Origin of the sequence: Jatrophihabitans sp. GAS493 (genome assembly GCF_900230215.1) — a bacterium.
In the GTDB taxonomy this organism is placed as follows: Bacteria; Actinomycetota; Actinomycetes; order Mycobacteriales; family Jatrophihabitantaceae; genus MT45.
In genome coordinates, this window is the sequence record NZ_LT907982.1 from 1,187,742 (window position 1) to 1,203,883 (window position 16,142).

At 66.2% G+C, this 16,142-nt stretch carries 16 protein-coding genes; 4 read left to right on the forward strand and 12 right to left on the reverse strand.

Annotated features, from left to right (window positions below; all coding sequences use genetic code 11):
- Positions 1-300: 300 nt before the first annotated feature.
- From CPH63_RS05440 to CPH63_RS05465, 6 genes are read right to left on the reverse strand one after another with little or no spacing between them, the layout of a single operon-like run.
- On the reverse strand, positions 301-1,464 hold the full coding sequence (locus CPH63_RS05440; RefSeq protein WP_096301912.1) for a glycosyltransferase family 4 protein: 1,164 nt from the start codon (positions 1,462-1,464) through the stop codon (positions 301-303).
- Positions 1,461-2,366, reverse strand: coding sequence for a glycosyltransferase family 2 protein (locus CPH63_RS05445; protein ID WP_096301913.1), 906 nt, complete (start codon positions 2,364-2,366; stop codon positions 1,461-1,463). The genes CPH63_RS05440 and CPH63_RS05445 overlap by 4 nt, the downstream gene beginning before the upstream one ends.
- A complete protein-coding gene (locus tag CPH63_RS05450; RefSeq protein WP_096301914.1) occupies positions 2,363-3,748 on the reverse strand; it encodes a glycosyltransferase family 2 protein in 1,386 nt (461 codons plus the stop codon). Before CPH63_RS05450 ends, CPH63_RS05445 begins: the two co-directional genes overlap by 4 nt.
- A complete protein-coding gene (locus CPH63_RS05455; RefSeq protein WP_096301915.1) occupies positions 3,735-5,105 on the reverse strand; it encodes a lipopolysaccharide biosynthesis protein in 1,371 nt (456 codons plus the stop codon). Before CPH63_RS05455 ends, CPH63_RS05450 begins: the two co-directional genes overlap by 14 nt.
- Positions 5,102-6,448 carry a glycosyltransferase family 2 protein gene (locus CPH63_RS05460; protein WP_157749306.1) on the reverse strand — a complete coding sequence of 449 codons (1,347 nt, stop codon included), beginning with the start codon at positions 6,446-6,448 and terminating at the stop codon, positions 5,102-5,104. The genes CPH63_RS05455 and CPH63_RS05460 overlap by 4 nt, the downstream gene beginning before the upstream one ends.
- Before the next feature lie 31 nt (positions 6,449-6,479).
- Positions 6,480-7,499, reverse strand: coding sequence for a glycosyltransferase family 2 protein (locus CPH63_RS05465; RefSeq protein ID WP_096301917.1), 1,020 nt, complete (start codon positions 7,497-7,499; stop codon positions 6,480-6,482).
- A 296-nt stretch (positions 7,500-7,795) separates the two neighbouring features.
- Here CPH63_RS05465 and CPH63_RS05470 point away from each other — a divergent pair, with 296 nt between their 5' ends.
- Positions 7,796-8,407: a Pr6Pr family membrane protein gene (locus tag CPH63_RS05470; protein WP_096301918.1), complete on the forward strand. Its 612-nt coding sequence runs from the start codon at positions 7,796-7,798 to the stop codon at positions 8,405-8,407.
- A gap of 126 nt (positions 8,408-8,533) precedes the next feature.
- Positions 8,534-8,998: a hypothetical protein gene (locus CPH63_RS05475; RefSeq protein ID WP_096301919.1), complete on the forward strand. Its 465-nt coding sequence runs from the start codon at positions 8,534-8,536 to the stop codon at positions 8,996-8,998.
- A gap of 37 nt (positions 8,999-9,035) precedes the next feature.
- Here CPH63_RS05475 and CPH63_RS05480 read toward each other — a convergent pair whose 3' ends face one another.
- From CPH63_RS05480 to map, 3 genes are all read right to left on the reverse strand, one after another.
- Positions 9,036-10,103 carry an endonuclease/exonuclease/phosphatase family protein gene (locus CPH63_RS05480; protein WP_096301920.1) on the reverse strand — a complete coding sequence of 356 codons (1,068 nt, stop codon included), beginning with the start codon at positions 10,101-10,103 and terminating at the stop codon, positions 9,036-9,038.
- A gap of 119 nt (positions 10,104-10,222) precedes the next feature.
- Positions 10,223-10,453: a hypothetical protein gene (locus CPH63_RS22090; protein ID WP_157749307.1), complete on the reverse strand. Its 231-nt coding sequence runs from the start codon at positions 10,451-10,453 to the stop codon at positions 10,223-10,225.
- Between the two features lie 124 nt (positions 10,454-10,577).
- Positions 10,578-11,456: a type I methionyl aminopeptidase gene (gene map, locus CPH63_RS05485; RefSeq protein ID WP_096301921.1), complete on the reverse strand. Its 879-nt coding sequence runs from the start codon at positions 11,454-11,456 to the stop codon at positions 10,578-10,580.
- Positions 11,457-11,590: 134 nt separating this feature from the next.
- On the opposite strand from map, the gene CPH63_RS22095 reads away from it, so the two are divergent.
- The gene (locus tag CPH63_RS22095; protein ID WP_157749308.1) at positions 11,591-11,749 is read left to right on the forward strand and encodes a hypothetical protein; all 159 of its coding nucleotides are present in this window, start codon (positions 11,591-11,593) and stop codon (positions 11,747-11,749) included.
- A 33-nt stretch (positions 11,750-11,782) separates the two neighbouring features.
- Here the strand turns inward: CPH63_RS22095 and CPH63_RS05490 are convergent, their stop codons facing one another.
- On the reverse strand, positions 11,783-13,489 hold the full coding sequence (locus CPH63_RS05490) for a ribonuclease J (protein ID WP_241895820.1): 1,707 nt from the start codon (positions 13,487-13,489) through the stop codon (positions 11,783-11,785).
- A 69-nt stretch (positions 13,490-13,558) separates the two neighbouring features.
- Here CPH63_RS05490 and CPH63_RS05495 point away from each other — a divergent pair, with 69 nt between their 5' ends.
- Positions 13,559-13,837 carry a hypothetical protein gene (locus CPH63_RS05495; RefSeq protein WP_096301922.1) on the forward strand — a complete coding sequence of 93 codons (279 nt, stop codon included), beginning with the start codon at positions 13,559-13,561 and terminating at the stop codon, positions 13,835-13,837.
- 166 nt (positions 13,838-14,003) lie between these two features.
- On the opposite strand, the gene CPH63_RS05500 is transcribed toward CPH63_RS05495, so the two are convergent.
- Complete coding sequence (locus CPH63_RS05500; protein WP_096301923.1) at positions 14,004-14,855, reverse strand: glycosyltransferase family 2 protein; 852 nt, start codon at positions 14,853-14,855, stop codon at positions 14,004-14,006.
- 525 nt (positions 14,856-15,380) lie between these two features.
- A complete protein-coding gene (locus CPH63_RS05505) occupies positions 15,381-16,073 on the reverse strand; it encodes a DedA family protein (protein WP_096301924.1) in 693 nt (230 codons plus the stop codon).
- Positions 16,074-16,142: the final 69 nt, after the last annotated feature.

Genomic DNA, 16,142 nt, shown 5'->3' on the forward strand with positions numbered 1-16,142 from the left:
GAGGTATTCAATCGTGTCGCCTCTGTGAGAACGCTTAATCCATTCATGGGCGCATGTAATGCGAAGTCGGGGCGCGGCGGCGTAACACTGCTGTCACTTTCAATTGTGACCTGGTGCACACTGCCCACTCTCCGGGTTCGTATTGGTCTCGTCTCTGGATGGCATATTCGAATCATCGAGCTGTGAGTACCTGCATCGAGACCGATTTACCTGCATCGAGACGTCGCGTGCGGACGCGGGATTTCCTCACCATTCTAACTGGGTCTGCTAGGGCCGGGTCACGCCGCGAATGGACATTCGTCACGTTCGCGGGCGGCTACGTCGCGCTGTCAGCGACCGAGCTACCGCGGCATAGGAGTCAGCCTGTGTCTCCAGGCTGAAGTGCATGAGAGCCCGGTTGTGGCCGGCTCGCCCGAACTCGCTGCGTAGCGCCGGCGTGGTGAGCAGGCGCTTCATGTGGCGGGCCAATTCGTCCACGTCGCCGGGTTCGGCCAGTAGGCCGGTGACGCCGTCGAGCACGACCTCCGGGATGCCGGCCACACGGTAGGCGACGACCGGTACTCCGGCCGCCTGAGCCTCCATGATGCCCAGCGGCATGCCCTCGACCATTCCGGGATGGACCAGGAGATCGCAGGCCCGCAGCACCGCCGGAATGTCCTCGCGGCGTCCGGCCAGCAGCACCCGGCCCCCCAGTTCCCCGGCCGACCGTCGCAACTGAGCCGCATACTCCGGAAAAGACGAGGTATCTCCGAAGATCACCGCTCGCCAACCCGGCACGTCCCGTAGCCGGTGCAGGGCAGCGAGGAGGTCCTGGACCCGCTTAACCGGGTCCAGGCGGGTCACCGCGGCGACCAGTACGTCGCCCTCACTCACGCCGAACTCACGGCGCAGTCCTTCGGTAGCGCCGGGATCCGGGGGTGGCGAATCGGTGCGAACGCCATTCGGGATGACGTCGATACGGCGGCGGGTCAGCCGTCCACTGTTCTGCCGGACGGCCTCACTCACCGCGACCGAGGAGTCACCGATCCACACCGCACTCGTCCTGATCGCTCGTCCCAGCCGGTAGGGCAACTCCTCGTGCAGGTGCAGCAGGCTGGGCACCCGGCTAAGGCGTCCAGCCACTGCAACGGTCAGGTGTACGTCGTGGCCGTTGCCGTGCAGGAGATCGAAGTCGCGGGCCACGCGGGCCAGCTGGCCGGTGCTGCGCAGGGCGTCGACGGAGAGGGCGGCCAGCGCGCGAAGGGAGAGGGACCCGTCGGTGCGGGGGGAGACCCCCGGCGCGGTCTGCAGCGTGATGGCCGGGTGGCCCTGGGCCCGCCAGACGTCGCCGAAGTCACTGCGCGGCGGGGTGGCCAGCGTGACCTCGATGCCCCGCTCGGCCAGTGGTTGGGCTAGCTGCAGCAGCACGACCTGCGCCCCCCAGAGGCCGACGGCCCGGTCGAGGGCGAGCACACGAAGTGTCATGCGACCGGTCTGGGTTCCCCGTAGAGTCCGGGGTCGGTGAAAGCTTCTCGGCTTAGCTTTACCCGCAGCCGTCCGGCCAGGTAGACGACGTGCAGCGCTGTGCGCAGCAGCAGCACCAGCAGTTTTCGGGGTTCCCGGCGGACCCCGTCCAGCAGGGCGCTCATCCGGCCGGTGGTGGCCGCGCCGGTGCTGCGCCCGACCTCGGCCGGTGGGTGCAGCGCATTGAGCGCCACCGAGCTCTGGCCGTAGCGGTACCACTGCTCGAAGAGGTCGGTCATCTTGTCGCGCGGCACCCACGACATCAACACCCGACGGTCGGTGGCGAAGCTGCCCTGTGTCTGCTTCAGCACGCGCCAGCAGAGATCCGCGTCGCCGGCGCTGCGCATCCGGCGGAAGCCCCCGACGGCCAGGTAGGTGGCCCGGGTGATGCCGAGGTTTGCCGTCGGGTAGTAGTCGGCTCGCCCCGGTACCCCGATGTAGCCGTCGATGCTGAACGGGTTCAGGGTCGAGGCGATCTTGGCGGCCAGGGTGGGGCCGGATTCGGTCTGCACGTCCGTGCAGGAGAGGACGGCGCCGGGCGTGCTCAACATCGCCCGGTGGCTCTCGATTAGTCCCGGACGGGCCCGGCAGCGACCGTCCACGAAGAGCAGGATGTCGGCCGTCGACGCGATCGCGGCCGAGTGCCGGGCCGCGTACGGGCCAGAACCCACGGTCGGCGTCAGCACTCGCGCTCCGGCGGCCCGGGCCACCGCGGCGGTGTCGTCGGTCGAACCGTCGTCGACCACGGTGAGCAGATCGTCCGCCCCGAGCTGGGGCATGAGTGTGGAGAGGCAGGCGCGCAGGTGAGCCGCCATGTTCTTGACCGGGATGATGATCTCGATGGTCGGGTTCGCCGGGCTCAACTCTGCTTCGACTCCTTGGTCTGCGCGGAAACTGAGGTCACTGAGGCGGGAGCATCCGGGACCTCGGGGACCTCGGGGGCGGTCTTTGGGGTCACGACGTCCGCGCCGGTGCCGTTCAAGCCCAGCAGCGGACGGGCTCGGCCCCCAGATCGCCGGGCCCGCCACAGTGCATAGGGCCCCCGGATGATCCCGGAACGCTCGATCTTGCCGACGTCGGCGAAGAGCTCGTGATGAGTCGTATCGGTCTGCGGAGACTCGACCTTGGTGAGTCGGGCCAGGTACAACAATGCCGGTAGCAGACGACGCAGGATCATCACCAGCGTCTTCGGGTTGACGATCAGCTTGGTCAACCAGGCGCCGAGACCGAGGCCGTAGTCGGCGATCTGCCGCTTCAGGTCGGCGGTGTCGGCGCGGTGCTTGTGCCAGATGACCGCCGCCGGCTCGAAGGCCAGTTCGTAGCCGGCCAGCAGCACCCGGACGAACATGTCGATGTCCTCGCCACCGCCGGTGGGCGACCCGACGCCGAACCCCTCGTCGAAGCCGCCGATCGCGAGCATCGCGTCGCGGCGCACCGCGAAGTTGGCCCCGGTGCCGTACCGACCGACCCGGAACGGGAAGAGCGGTTCGCCGGCCCGCTTCTGCGCGGCCGCGAAGACGTCCTGGGTGCAGCTGTCGGCCCAGTTGAACCGGCTGTCGAAGTACCACTCGGCCGACGAGCCGATCTCGACGGTGGGCACGATTCCGCTGACGCAGGCCACCTTCTCGCCGCGGGCGAAACCGTCGGCGATTCCGTCCAGCCACCAGCGGTCGACCACCACGTCGTCATCGGTGAAGGCGACGATGTCATGCGCGGCGGCCAGCAGGCCGACGTTGCGCGCCCGGGCCAGTCCCTGGATCGGCGCCTCGACCCGGCGCAGCCGCGGGTCGTCGAACTCCTCCACGACCAGGCGCGTCGACGGGTTCTCGGGCCCGTTGTCGACGACCAGCACCTCGTAGTTCGAGTAGCCGAGGGCCAGCGCGTCGGTGAGGGCCGAGCGCAGCGCGTCCGGGCGCGACCGGGTGCAGATCAGCAGACTGATCGGCGGGTCACTCGGACGGGCCGGCGGCGGCGGCGCGGGGGCCAGCGCGCTGATTCGGCGGGCGAGATCGTCGCCGTCGATCAGCCCGTCGACCACCGCGACCTCTACGAATCCCCGGGTCGACCGGCCGTGGCGGACCAGGACGCGGGCGCGGGCGTAGCCCTTCGAGCGGTCCAGCCCGACCAGCCCACTCAGCGTGGTCTGATCGTCGATCTCACCGACCCAGATCGCCGAGGGCCAGGACGCCTCGCCCGTGTCGGAGATCGGCTGCAGCGTCACCGGCAGCGCCTCAGATCCCGGCATGCTGATCCTCCGTGTCGGCTGCCTCGGCACCGGTCGGCTCGATTCGATTGGTCCGCGAGTGTCGCCCCGGCTTCACTCCGCGGGTGCGCCAGCTCCAGATCATGTGGACGGCGGCGCCACTGCTGAGAAAGATCTGGATGCCGAGAACGGTGAACGCTGCGGCCAGCGCGCCGTGACTGGGCACCGTGAGGGCGACCGCGAGGTACCCGCCGACGGCGGCGACCGAGTTGATCGTCAGTACGAACGTCAACTGCTGGCGGGCCTGCTGCAGTGACGACCAGAGCAGATACACCGTGCGCAGCACGGCCGCGACGGCCAGGATCGTGACGATCTCGACGCCGTGCAGATCGAGATAGCTGGCGTTCAGCAGCCGGTACACGTGCGGGCTGAGCGCAACCAGGCAGACGGCGCCGAAGGTCACGATCGGGACGGTGCGGGTCAATGCCGAGCGCACCAGCGCCCATTCGTGATCGCGCCGCGAGGAGGCCTGCACCACCAACGAGATGCCGACCCCGGCGGTCACGAAGTCGAGTACCGCGGTCATGCTCAGCGAGAGCGAGAAGACGGCCCCCTGCCGGGCGCCGCCGAGTGCGGTGACCATGAACGGCAGCAGCGTCAATGCGCCCAGGGTGAGGGCCACCGAAGCAGTGGTGCGGATCGAGAGGCGGCGCAGTCGCTGGCCGGCGACCGCACTGAGTTTCGCGCTGGCCAGTTCGGCGTCGTCGCGGCGGGTGATCCGGCGCAGGATCGGGGCGAAGAAGGCGACGGCGATGGCCGCCGGAATGATCGAGGCCCAGACCACCGAGAGCAGCGTCGCGGTGATGAACGGGAGGATGGCCAGCTTCGCGAGCCCGGCGAACCCGTTCTCGAAGGGCAGCCAGCGGGCCCGCCCGAGGCTCGTCAGCGCGGAGTCCTGAATCGCGAAGAGCGTCCAGACCACGATTCCGACGAAGACCGAAACTGCGGCCAGCGCCGACCCGCGCACCGACGGCAGGAAGGTCGCCGACGCGATGGCGGCGATCACCGCGACCGGCATGCCGTAGATGAAGGCGAGGCGGTACCCCAGACGCACGATCGCCCCCTCCGCTCCCCGGTGGGACGGGATCATCGCGTTCAGGGCGTCGCCGATGCCGGCGGCGATGATCAGCGCCGGCCCGGAGATCGCCGAGAGCAGAGCGGTCTGGACGCCGAGGCGATCCGGGGTGAGAAGTCGGGCGGCCACGGCCCAGAAGATGATCCCGGTGGCGGCGGCGACCAGGGACGAAGCGACCAGTGAGGTGGCATCACGATAGAGCCGGCCGGTCGGTGGGGCGTCATCCACGAGGGCCACATCGACCGCCGCGCTCGGGACGGTCATGCTGACGATCGTCGAGCCCGACGGGCCCGGCTGGCCGCTCGTAGGTACAGCACCGGACCGGCGATCATGCCGCGGGTCTTGTAACGCAGCAGTTCGGTTGGAAAGTCCTCGGGGACCCCGCGCATGCTCACCTCGCCCTTGCCGAAGGCGGTGCGCGCGGCCGACGGGATGAGTGCGAAGAGGGCGAGCAACTGCTTGGGCTCGTAGCGCAGTAGGGCGGTGTAGAACGCGGTGAGTCCGGCTCCGTAGCCGTACATCTGCTTGGTCAGGGCGGCCCAGTCTTCGCGGTGGTAGTGCCGCATCAGGGCGGTGGGCTGGTAGACGACCTTCTCGCCGGCCAGCAGCAGCCGACTGAAGATCAGCGTGTCCTCGCAGCCGCAGGTGAGCGTGCCGGCGCCCATTGCATTGTCGAAGCCCATCGCTCGCATCTTCTCGGTGTTGAAGGCCATGTTCGCGCCCACCCCGAATGGGGGTACCGGAAAGAGCGGGCTCTGCGCGCCCGGCGCCTTGGCGTCGAAGACATCCTGGACGAACCCCCGCCCCTTGCTGTGGCCGCCGTACTGCTCGAACCAGAGCTGTGGCTGAGTGCGCACCTCGGCCGGTATGACGATGCCGCTCACCGCGGCCGCGTTGGGCAGCCGATCGAAGCCGGCCATGATCTCGACCAACCAGTGCGGGTCGGCGGTCTCGTCGTCATCCATCCAGGCGACATACGGACTGGTAACCATGGCGATCGCGCAGTTGCGGGCCCAGGAGAGGCCCTTGCGCGGCTCCACGGTGTAGGTGATGTTGTCGCTCGCCGGGCGGGCGGCGATTCGTTGCCGCGTCGAGTCATTCGGCGGCGCGTTGTCGACGACGAGGACGTCGAAGTTGCGGTAGCGCTGGTGCTGCAGTGAGTCGATCGCCCGGTCCAGGTCGTCGGGGCGGTCGCGGGTGCAGATGACGACGGTGACCTTCGGACCGGAGGTGATCAGGCGTTCCTGATCAGCAATGAATATAGGATCATTCGTGATCTTCGAACCCTCACCGGAGAGGACCGCGTCTGGGTCGCCCCCGTTCGCGGTGACCCGTTCGGCGATGGCCTTGCCGGCCTCGGCGCGGGCCGCTTCGGTGATCGCGTTCACGGTGACTGCGCCGTCGATGAACGGCAACCGGATGAAACCCACTGGTTCGGCGAAGAGCCGCAGCAGAATCCACGCTTCGAGGTAGCTCTCGCCGGCTGGGCGGATGTCGCTGATCGGGTCGGAGAGCTCGCAGTCGAGGATCAGGGCAGGCAGCGGCACGGCGGGGCTTGACGGCATGGGCTCTTCGGCGATGTTTTCATCGGTTGCTGCTGAAGTCATTGGCATCCCGCTAGATCGTCGACCAGACTATTCACAGGACTTTGTGACTAGTTTCACGGCGTTCCTTACCCAATCTGAAGACTCGCTGGCCGATCGCCACCGAAGCTCCAACTGCAGCCGCCGTCACTCCGGCCAGCATGGCGCAGACCCGAGAGAAGGCCCGGCTGGTGTCCCGGAGCTCGTGCAGCACCCCGCGGGGCAGCACTCTTATCAGGTAGAGACGCTCTTCGGAGAGTGTCTCGTCGTCATCCTGAGTGGGAAGGTTCGCCCGCAGGAGAAGTTTACCGTGGCCTTCGGAGTAGCAACGACGCACGAAGAACGCGAACGTGGCGCGTTCGCGGGGTACCGCGTGATGAATGACGGCCTCCGGCACGTACATCCAGTGGCCACCGGAGTAGCGGTGCATGCTGATGCAGAGGCTGGTGTCCTCGGGCTGTGAGGAGGCGGCCAGCTTGCCGAAGGAGGCGAGGAATCCGCCCACGGCCCGGAACTCGGCGGCCCGCACCGCCATGTTGCCGGCCCAGACGTTACGTACCCGCGAGACGGTCTCCGGCATCCCCTCGTAGTGGCCGCCGATGACCCAGGCGAAGACATCGGGGAACCAACTGGGCTTCTCGGTCTCCCAGATCGGTTCGTAGCGGCCGCCGGTGCCGACCACGTCCGGGTCGCTGAAAGGGGCGATGAGGGTGCCGAGCCACTCCGGCAGCGCTACCTCGTCGTCGTCGAGGAAGGCGATAAGCGGGGTGGTCGTATCGGCCGCGCCGGCGTTGCGGGTGGCCGACGCGCCCCGGATGCCCGCGGCGTTGTCGACCACCGATATCTCCGGGAGTGCTTCGCGCAGCCGAGCTGAGAGGGCCGGGTTGTGGTCGACCGCGACGACGATCTTCTCGGCCGGTGTCAACTGCTTCTGCACCGATACGACGGCGTCGAGGATGCTGCTCCAGCGTTCGTCGCTGTAACAGGGGATGACGACGCTCACAGCGGTGCCGAGGCGATCGGGGCTGGGGGTGCGCTCGGCGCTGGCGGCGCGGTCGGGCTCGAGCGTGCTCATCGCGCCCTCCTCATGACCTCACCAGTTGCCCCCCGGCAGCTTGAACCGCGTCAGCGAGACGAAGTTCGTGTCCAGTGCAGGCACTCATTACACGCCGCACTCACAGCCACACGATAGCTTTATTGGCCTCGCCCTGTCGCCCCAGAGCCAGTAGACGACACTTGCATTTCCGCGGTATTGCCACGCCCAGTGCCCCGGCGATCACTGAACCGGACGAAACTCCCGGTCTCGTGGAATCCCTGTGACATCCTTCTCACGAATATGCGGGTCTGACGTTGTACGACCATGATCGACAGGTGCACCAGTCAACTTCGAGGTCGGCTGAGCGGCCCATCGCCGCGGTGCTGCTGGTGCTCGACAGCCTCGCTCTGCTCTACGAGCTGGTCACCCAGGCCCTGGGCGGTCCGGCCGCCTTCTTCGATTTCTTCAGCTACTTCACGATCCTGAGCAATCTCTTCGCGATCATCATGCTCGCCATCATGCTGGGCGACAGCCGGCCGCTCTACTGGGATGTCATCCGGGGGGCGATCACCAGCTACATGGTGGTGACCAGCCTTGTTAATCGGGTATTTCTCACGTCCAGTCCGTTGGACTTCACCAGCAACATCCCGGACACGGTGCTGCATGTGGTCACTCCGCTCGGGGTGCTCTGGCTCTGGTTCGCGTATCCGCCGCAGCGCCGGGTGGCCTACGCCGACATTCGCTACTGGTTCATTTTTCCGATCGTGTATGTGATCTTCATCCTGCTGCGTGGGCCCGGCGCCGGCTGGTATCCCTACTATTTCCTGGATCCTCGGCCAGCCGGTGGCTATGCCCGAGTCGGAATCTCGGTTGCCTTTCTCATGCTTCTCATAGGGCTCGTCATGTTAGTTGTTAACAGCATTGGACGGATACGTCGCCCTCGGTAAGTCTCGATAGACTGGGCGGTACAGGCTCCCGACTGGATGAGAAGGTCATTGATTTCACGAAACGTTGTAACTGGCCTCGGACGGGTCGAAAGGCTCGGACGGCTCGGACGGCTCCGCAGGATCGTCGTGCTGGCGGCTTCGCTTTCGGCGATCGGTGTGCTGCTGTCCGCTTGCGGTTCGTCGGTTCTCAACTCGGGGGTGCCGTCGGGTAGTAACACCTGGGCCAGCGCGCCGGTCGCGTCGGGAACACTGTCGCTGGTTCCGACGACCGCTGCCCCCAGCAGCGGCATCGTGATCACGCCGCTGACCCAGTTCTGCTCGGACGTCTCGGTGAACCAGAACTTCCTCGGTAAGTTTCCGACCACTTCGCAGCAGGCGGCCGACGTGACCTCGATCTGGGACACGATCGGGCGGGAAGCCCCGGAGGCGATCAAGCCGACGGTACTGGCCCTCGCCGCGGTGGTCCACAAGTTCGCTGACGGCACCATCACCGGCGCCGACTCGACTTCGATCGGCAAGAACTTGAGTGCCTTCGCCAGCTGGGTCGGCGACAACTGCGGAACCCTAGGGTCGGCGGCACCGACAAGTTGACTCGCCCTTAGCGATCCGCCGGCGCCCCCGACCAGGGTCAGTGATCCAGGCGGACGGTGGTGATGACCCCGCGGTGGTCGGAGCCGGGCAGGCTCACCGTCACCAGTGACTGGGCCGTCGCCTTGTTGGTCAGCACGTGGTCAATGCCGATCAGCGGCGGATACCAGGTGTCAGCCGGATAGGTACGGGCACCACCGGCACCGGCCTGCTCCCCGGCGTCGTTGTAGCCGTCGCTGAGCAGCTTGCGGAACTGCGCGGTGTCCAGGGTCGCGTTGAAGTCGCCGCCGACCAGCACTCCACCGCCATACGGTGTGGCCGAGTTCTCCAGCAGGGAGAGCAACTTCGGCAGCCGGGCCATGTCCTTGAGCCAGTCGTCGGGTGACTGCGGGAAGGGTCCTGGCATGTGCGTCGCGGCCACAGTGGGGCTGGCTGACTGCCCCGGAATGAGCAGCCGGGCCGAGACCAGGGCGAAGGTGAAGGTGGTGTACTTCTCCCGGTCGGCGAGTGGGTACGCGCTCCACAGGCCGACGCCACGGGCATCCGGTCGGGGATCGACCAGGCTGTAAGGCAGTGCGGCGTCGAGGCCGGCGTTCTTGAGGTTGGCCCGCTCCTGCTTGGTGAGCTCCTCCAGCATGAGGACGTTGACGTGGTGCTCGCGTACCAACCGCACCACGCTGGCCGGGTCGGTGCTGCCCAGACGGAGGTTGCCGGTCATCACGACGATGCGGGGCCCGTGCAGGTAGCCGGCGTCACTGGCCACAAACCGCGGGATCAGGACCGTCGCACCGACCACTGTCACGATCACCGCGAACACGAACGGCCGCAACTGCCGGCGCAGGCCGGTGAGGAGGAGCGCGACCGGGGTCAGGGCGATCAAGTAGCCGGAGAAGGCGGCCAACGCCAGCAACGAGCTGATTCGGAAGCTGAGCCCGTGCAGCAGCAGGCCGAGGACCCCGACGGCGACGAAGCCGTAGTTGACGAGGTGATTCCCGATACGGCGAATCAGCCGGCGGATGCTGCGGTGATCGGGCGGCTGGGTCTGCTTGGTGTGCTTAGGGAGCTGTGGCGGCCGTGTTGGCTTTGTCGGCTGTGTCGACGATGTCACTAACGCTCCTCAGGCAGCGTGCTGGTGCAGCGGGTGCGCCGCAGCATTCAGAGCGCTGAGAGAGACGATAGCGGGCCTGGATTGCCGGCATGTCTCGGAGTACCGCTGCTACTGCGGGCTCAGGCGGCGTCGCGGGAAGCCGTGTCGCGGGTGCCGTGGTTGGCGCTCGAGTGACGCAGGTGGACCAGTGCGGCGACCGGGGAGCGGTGACTGCGATGCGCGAAGCGAGCCCGACGGAATCGGTTACAGACCGTAGCCGAGCACTCGCCACAATCAGATCCCGCCCGGAAGTGCTCGTGGGCGTCGCGTCCGTGGCCACACTTGCAGGTCTGCTCTGCCGTTGCTCTCATCGGGGGGCTCCTCTGGTTTCGTGCGGTCAGCGTCCATGCACGCAGAGCCTGGCCCCCCAGAACCTGGCTTGCATGTTCATAGTAGTGGGGCGTCTTAACGCTGTCCACACGTCTCAGGGCACTCTCAAAGAGTCGGCAGGGTGAGGATCTCCGCCCCCGAATCGGTGACTACGAGGGTGTGCTCCCACTGGGCCACCCAGGAGCCGTCCTTGGTCAGGACGGTCCAGTCGTCGTTCCAGATGATCCAGTCGATGCCACCCAGGGTGAGCATCGGCTCGATCGTGAAAGTCATCCCGGGCTCGAGGATGGTGGTCGCCCGTGGCTCGTCGTAGTGCAGGATCGTCGGCTTGGTGTGGAAGCTCGGGCCGACTCCGTGGCCGGTGTAGTCGCGGACCACTCCGTAGCCGAATCGCTTGGCGTAGGACTCGATCACGCGTCCGATGACGCTGACCGGGCGGCCCGGCGCCACAGCTTTGACCCCACGCATCATCGCCTCGTGGGTCCGCTCGCCGAGCAGGCGCACCTCCTCTGACGGGGTTCCGGCGAAGTAGGTGGCACAGGTGTCGCCGTGAACGCCGCCGATGAACGCGGTGATGTCCACCTTCACCACATCGCCGTCGTTGAGCTCGCGGGAGTCCGGGATGCCGTGACAGATGACCTCGTTCACGCTGGTGCAGAGCGACTTGGGGTAATGCTTGTAGCCCAGCGTCGAGGGGTAGGCGCCGTGGTCCAGGACGAATTCGTGGCCAATCCGGTCCAACTCGTCGGTGGTGACTCCGGTGGCGACGTGGCGCCCGACCTCGACCAACGCGTCGGCGGCGATCCGGCCGGCGATCCGCATCGCCGCGATGGTCTCGTCATCCTTGACCATCGGGTCGTCATAATCCTGCTGAGCAGTCGTGGTGCGGCCGAGCTGGTCGACATAGTGCGGGCGCGCGATCGAGGCCGGCACGGAGCGACGCGGTGAGATGGTCGCGGGCTGGATCGGGGTGCTCACAGACATATGCCCATTCTGCCAGCGCTGACGGGCGGCAATCCGCGTGCGAGCGGGTGGGGCAGCACTAGGATCGGTCTGTGGCGGCGCGGTCTCGCCGACGTCGAGCCGTAAGCCCGTCTGACTTCGTCCGGGAGACGCGCATGAGTCGCACCATCGTGGCATCGATCATGATCTTCGTAATGCTCTTCGGCGTCTTCACCGGCATGATCGTCGCGGCGCATTACGGCAATAGTGGTCCGGCCTGCTACCCCGTGGTCGAGCACAGCGACTGGATGCTCGACCAGGAACAGCAGTGCTGACCCGGTTCGCCGAGCCCGAGTGGCTCGCCCCGATCAGACCTCGATGACGGTCGGGACGAGCATCGGCCGGCGCCGGTAGGTACGGTCGACCCAGCGCCCGACGCTTCGACGGATGGCCCGCTCCAGCGCCTCGGAGTCACGCGTTCCGTCGGCCACCGCCTTCTCGACGACGCTGACCAGTTCGGCCCGAATCGGATCGAGACCGGCCGGGTCGTCGGTGAAGCCGCGGGCGTAGATCTCGGGGCCGAAGACGACCTTCCCGGCGAGCATGTCCACCGCCACCAGGATGGAGATGAACCCCTCCTCGCCGAGAATGAGGCGATCCTTGAGCGCGGCGTCGGTGATGTCCCCGACGGCGAGACCGTCGACGTAGACGTAGCCGACCGGTACCGTGCCGACGAGCGTGGCGACGCCGCCGACCAGATCGACCACGGTGCCGTCCGGGGCGATCATGATGTGCTCGTCGGTCATCCCGGTTGAGCGCCCGATCGCCGCGTGCGCGCGGAGGTGACGCCACTCGCCGTGCACCGGCATCAGGTTCTTCGGACGTACCGCGTTGAGCAGGTAGCGCAGCTCGCCGGCCGGGGCGTGACCGGAGACGTGCACCAGGGCCATCGACTTATGAACGACCGCCGCGCCCAGACGGGCCAGGCCATTGATGACCTGACCGACGGAGTTCTCGTTGCCCGGGATGAGTGAGGAGGCCAGCAGGATCGTGTCATCGGGAACGACGGTGATGAGCGGATGCTCATTGTTGGCCATCCGGGAGAGCGCCGAGAGCGGCTCGCCCTGCGATCCGGTCGAGATGAGCAGCGTCTTGGAGGCCGGGAGGTCGCCGATCTGCTTGATGTCGATCAAGACGCCGTCGGGAACCTTGAGCAACCCGAGATCGCGGGCGATACCCATGTTGCGCACCATCGAGCGCCCGACCAGGGCCACCTTGCGGTTGGAGGAGACCGCCGCGTCGAGAACCTGCTGGACGCGGTGCACGTGCGAGGCGAAGCAGGCGACGATGATTCGGCCGCGGGCCTTCGTGATGACGTCGGCCACCACCTTGCCGACGTCGAGCTCGGACGGGATGAAGCCGGGTACCTCGGAGTTGGTGGAGTCCGACAGCAGCAGGTCGACCCCCTCGTCGCCGAGTCGGGAGAAGCCCGGGAGGTCGGTGAGGCGGCCGTCCAGCGGCGTCTGGTCCATCTTGAAGTCACCGGTGTGCAGGACCACCTGGCCGCCGACGTGAATGGCGACGGCGAGCGCGTCCGGGATCGAGTGGTTGACCGCGAAGAACTCCAGCCCCCAGTCGCCGATCTGTTCCCGGTCGGTCTCGCGCACCTGCTGCAGGACAGGACGAATCCGGTGCTGCTCCAGCTTCGCGGCCACCAGGGCCAGCGTCAGCCGGGAGCCGATGATCGGGATGTCCTTGCGCTCGCGTAGCAGGTAAGGCAGGGCGCCGATGTGATCCTCGTGGCCGTGGGTGAGCACCACGGCGTCGATGTCCTCCAGCCGCTCGCGAAAGTACGACCAATCGGGCAGGGTGACGTCGATGCCAGGTGAGTTCGTCTTCCCCAGCAGCATGCCGCAGTCGACGACCAGCAGGCGGCTGGGCCCCTTCTCCGGCTGGTACTCGAACATGGTCATGTTGCGGCCGACCTCGCCGATCCCGCCCAATGCGACGATGCGCAGAGTGCCGCGTTTCAGTGGCGGGGGAGCATCTTTGTCGCGCTTTCGATCGTTGGGCACATGTCGAGGCTATCTTCCGGGCCCCGAGCGGTTAGCGTTACCCCGATCATCAGCGACCTGAGGAGCCCCTTGAACTACGCCTTGGACACCAGTCAAGCTCAGAAGCTCGGTATCGGAGTCATCGTCGGGGTGATCCTCCTCGGCCTGCTTCTCAGCTTCGTCGTGACCGCGGTCGTCGGCCGGATCATCATCCTGGCCCTGGTTGTCGGCGCCGGGTTGTTCATCTGGCATCAGCGCGAGGACATCGCTGCCGCGGCCCGAAAATGCGACGCGACATTCCTCGGCGTGCACTTGACGCCGACCGATCCCCAGATCAAGGCGCAGTGCGTCAAGGTCGCGAACCCCTGACCGTTTCCGTCCGCTATTGGAGCTGAGCCGTCCCCTATTGGAGCTGGGAGTGGCTAATGCCGCCGATCAATGTCACCTCGGTGGCAGAAATGAATTCGGCCCGCCGGAGCGAATTGCTCCAGCGGGCCGAACCGTACGTGCGAATGCTGCGGACTAGTCGCAGCGATCAGGCAATCTCTTCGGCCTCTTCGACCGACGCTGGCTCGTTGTCGGCGCCGACCGAACGACGGCGAGCCGTCTCCAGCTTGCGGATAGCGGCGACCTCACGCGCCATCCGGCGCGCGCTGCCCTTCTCCTCAAGGATCGTCTTGAGGACCCGCAGGCCGTCCCGGATCGCGTTCAGGTTGCTCTCGCCATGGATCCGGCTGCGCTCAACGCTCGGCACCTCGTGCACGGCGAGCTTAGCGGCGGCGATACGGCAGTTCAGGACCGTTTCGATCTCAAAGCCATCGCCCCACATCATCCCGGAGGCGTTCGTGACCGCGATGTCCGGATCCGGCAGGTCCACCGAGTCGAGGATGTCGCTCCAGAAGGCGTTGTACCCGTAGCAGAGATCGGTGTACTTGGTCTTGAGTAGCAGATTGGTCAGGATGTTGAGGCCTTTGTTGCCCCCGCTGCGGTAGCGAGTGATGTCGTGGCTGCCGCCGCCGTCGCAGAACCGGCTGCCCTTGGCGAAGTCGGCGCCGCGTACGAGCGTCTCGATGTAGGCCGGGATCTCGGCTGGGTCGGCCGAACCGTCGGCGTCGAACATGACAATCACATCGCCGGTGGCGGCCCGGAAGCCACAGACCAGCGCATTGCCCTTGCCCTTACGGGTCTGGTGAATAACGCGAATGCTCGGCATCACCCGCAGCGCCGTCTCGATCGTGCCGTCCGTCGAGTTGCCGTCGACCAGGATGACTTCGTGGACCTCGGGCAGTTCAGGCAGAACCATCTCTAGGTTTCGGGCCTCGTTGCGGGCCGGAATCACGATCGAGATCGTTGGATTCGGCTTAGCTATCCGGAGCTGCGTGCTCATTCGTTCCCCTTAGACTTCGAGCGCGGGCGCTGATAGAAGGCGGCATTCCCATATTGGTCAGAGCGTCTTGACACAGAATCTAGAGCCTATCGGTTTCGTTTTGATTGCAAGAACTTGAACTGCAGTCGCGCATCCGGTGAAACACTCACTTTGTGGCGGATACTCGCGTGATACGCACCACGTGATGTAGCGTCCGCGAGTACAAACTGGGGGCTGCGCTGGGGTAGTAGCCAAAAATTATTGGTTCATCCAACCTGTCCGCTCGGGAGATCATCATGGGCAAGGCAACCGCGAGATGTAGCTGTGGCCATGTCAGGGCGAGTCACACGCATTACCGCCGTGGTACCGACTGCAGCAGTTGCCCAACGGGTGTCTGCCTGCGGTTTCGCCGCCAGAGTTACCTGAGACGTCTTGTCCCATGGATTGGTAACCCGTCATCGATCCCAGCACACCAGGAGCAGCAGGTCAATCGAACAGAGACCACGCACGGCCGCTCATCAGGCTGAGAGCCCCGTAGCTACAGGCCTACGGCGCATCCGAACCAACCTGCACGCGACTCTTGTTGCGGTTGCGCAGGTAGTGGATGAGGGTGGGCAGGAGGGACAGGATGACGACGGCCATGATGATGTAGTCGAGATACTGCTTGTTGTCCTGGACGAACTGGAACTTGCCCAGCTGGTGGCCGATGATCAACATGGAGTCGGTCCAGAGAATGCCACCGATGACCGAATACAGCACATAGAGACTGAAGCGCATCTTGCCGACACCGGCCATGACGCTCGCGACCGTGCGAACGACGGGTACGAATCGCGCCAACACGATGGTCCAGCTGCCGAAACGATTGAAGAACCGCTCGGCCTTGGTCACGTACTCGGGGCTGAAGAACTTCGAGTCGGGCTTGTCGAACACCTTCGGGCCGGCCCGGTAGCCGATCCAGTACCCGACCAGATTGCCGATGAACGCGGCGATCGGGGCCACCACCAGGAACTTCCAGAGTGGGTCGTTCAGGGTCCCGATCGAGATCGAGATTCCCGCCGAAAGAAGCAGCGTGTCGCCAGGCAGGAAGAAACCGACCAGTAGGCCAGTCTCGGCGAAGAGGATGATCGCCAGCCCGATCAGCCCGAACTTGTTCAGCAGCGTGCTCGGGTCGATCGGGTTTGCCAGCACTGTCTGACCGGTCACAGCGTGCGCGGCCAGCGGCGCAGCAAAAGAAAGCATTCTGGAAGTCTACGAAAGATCTGCCGGCTTTTCGTCCGCACGTGAAATCGGCGTGGGGCGTCCGCCCGA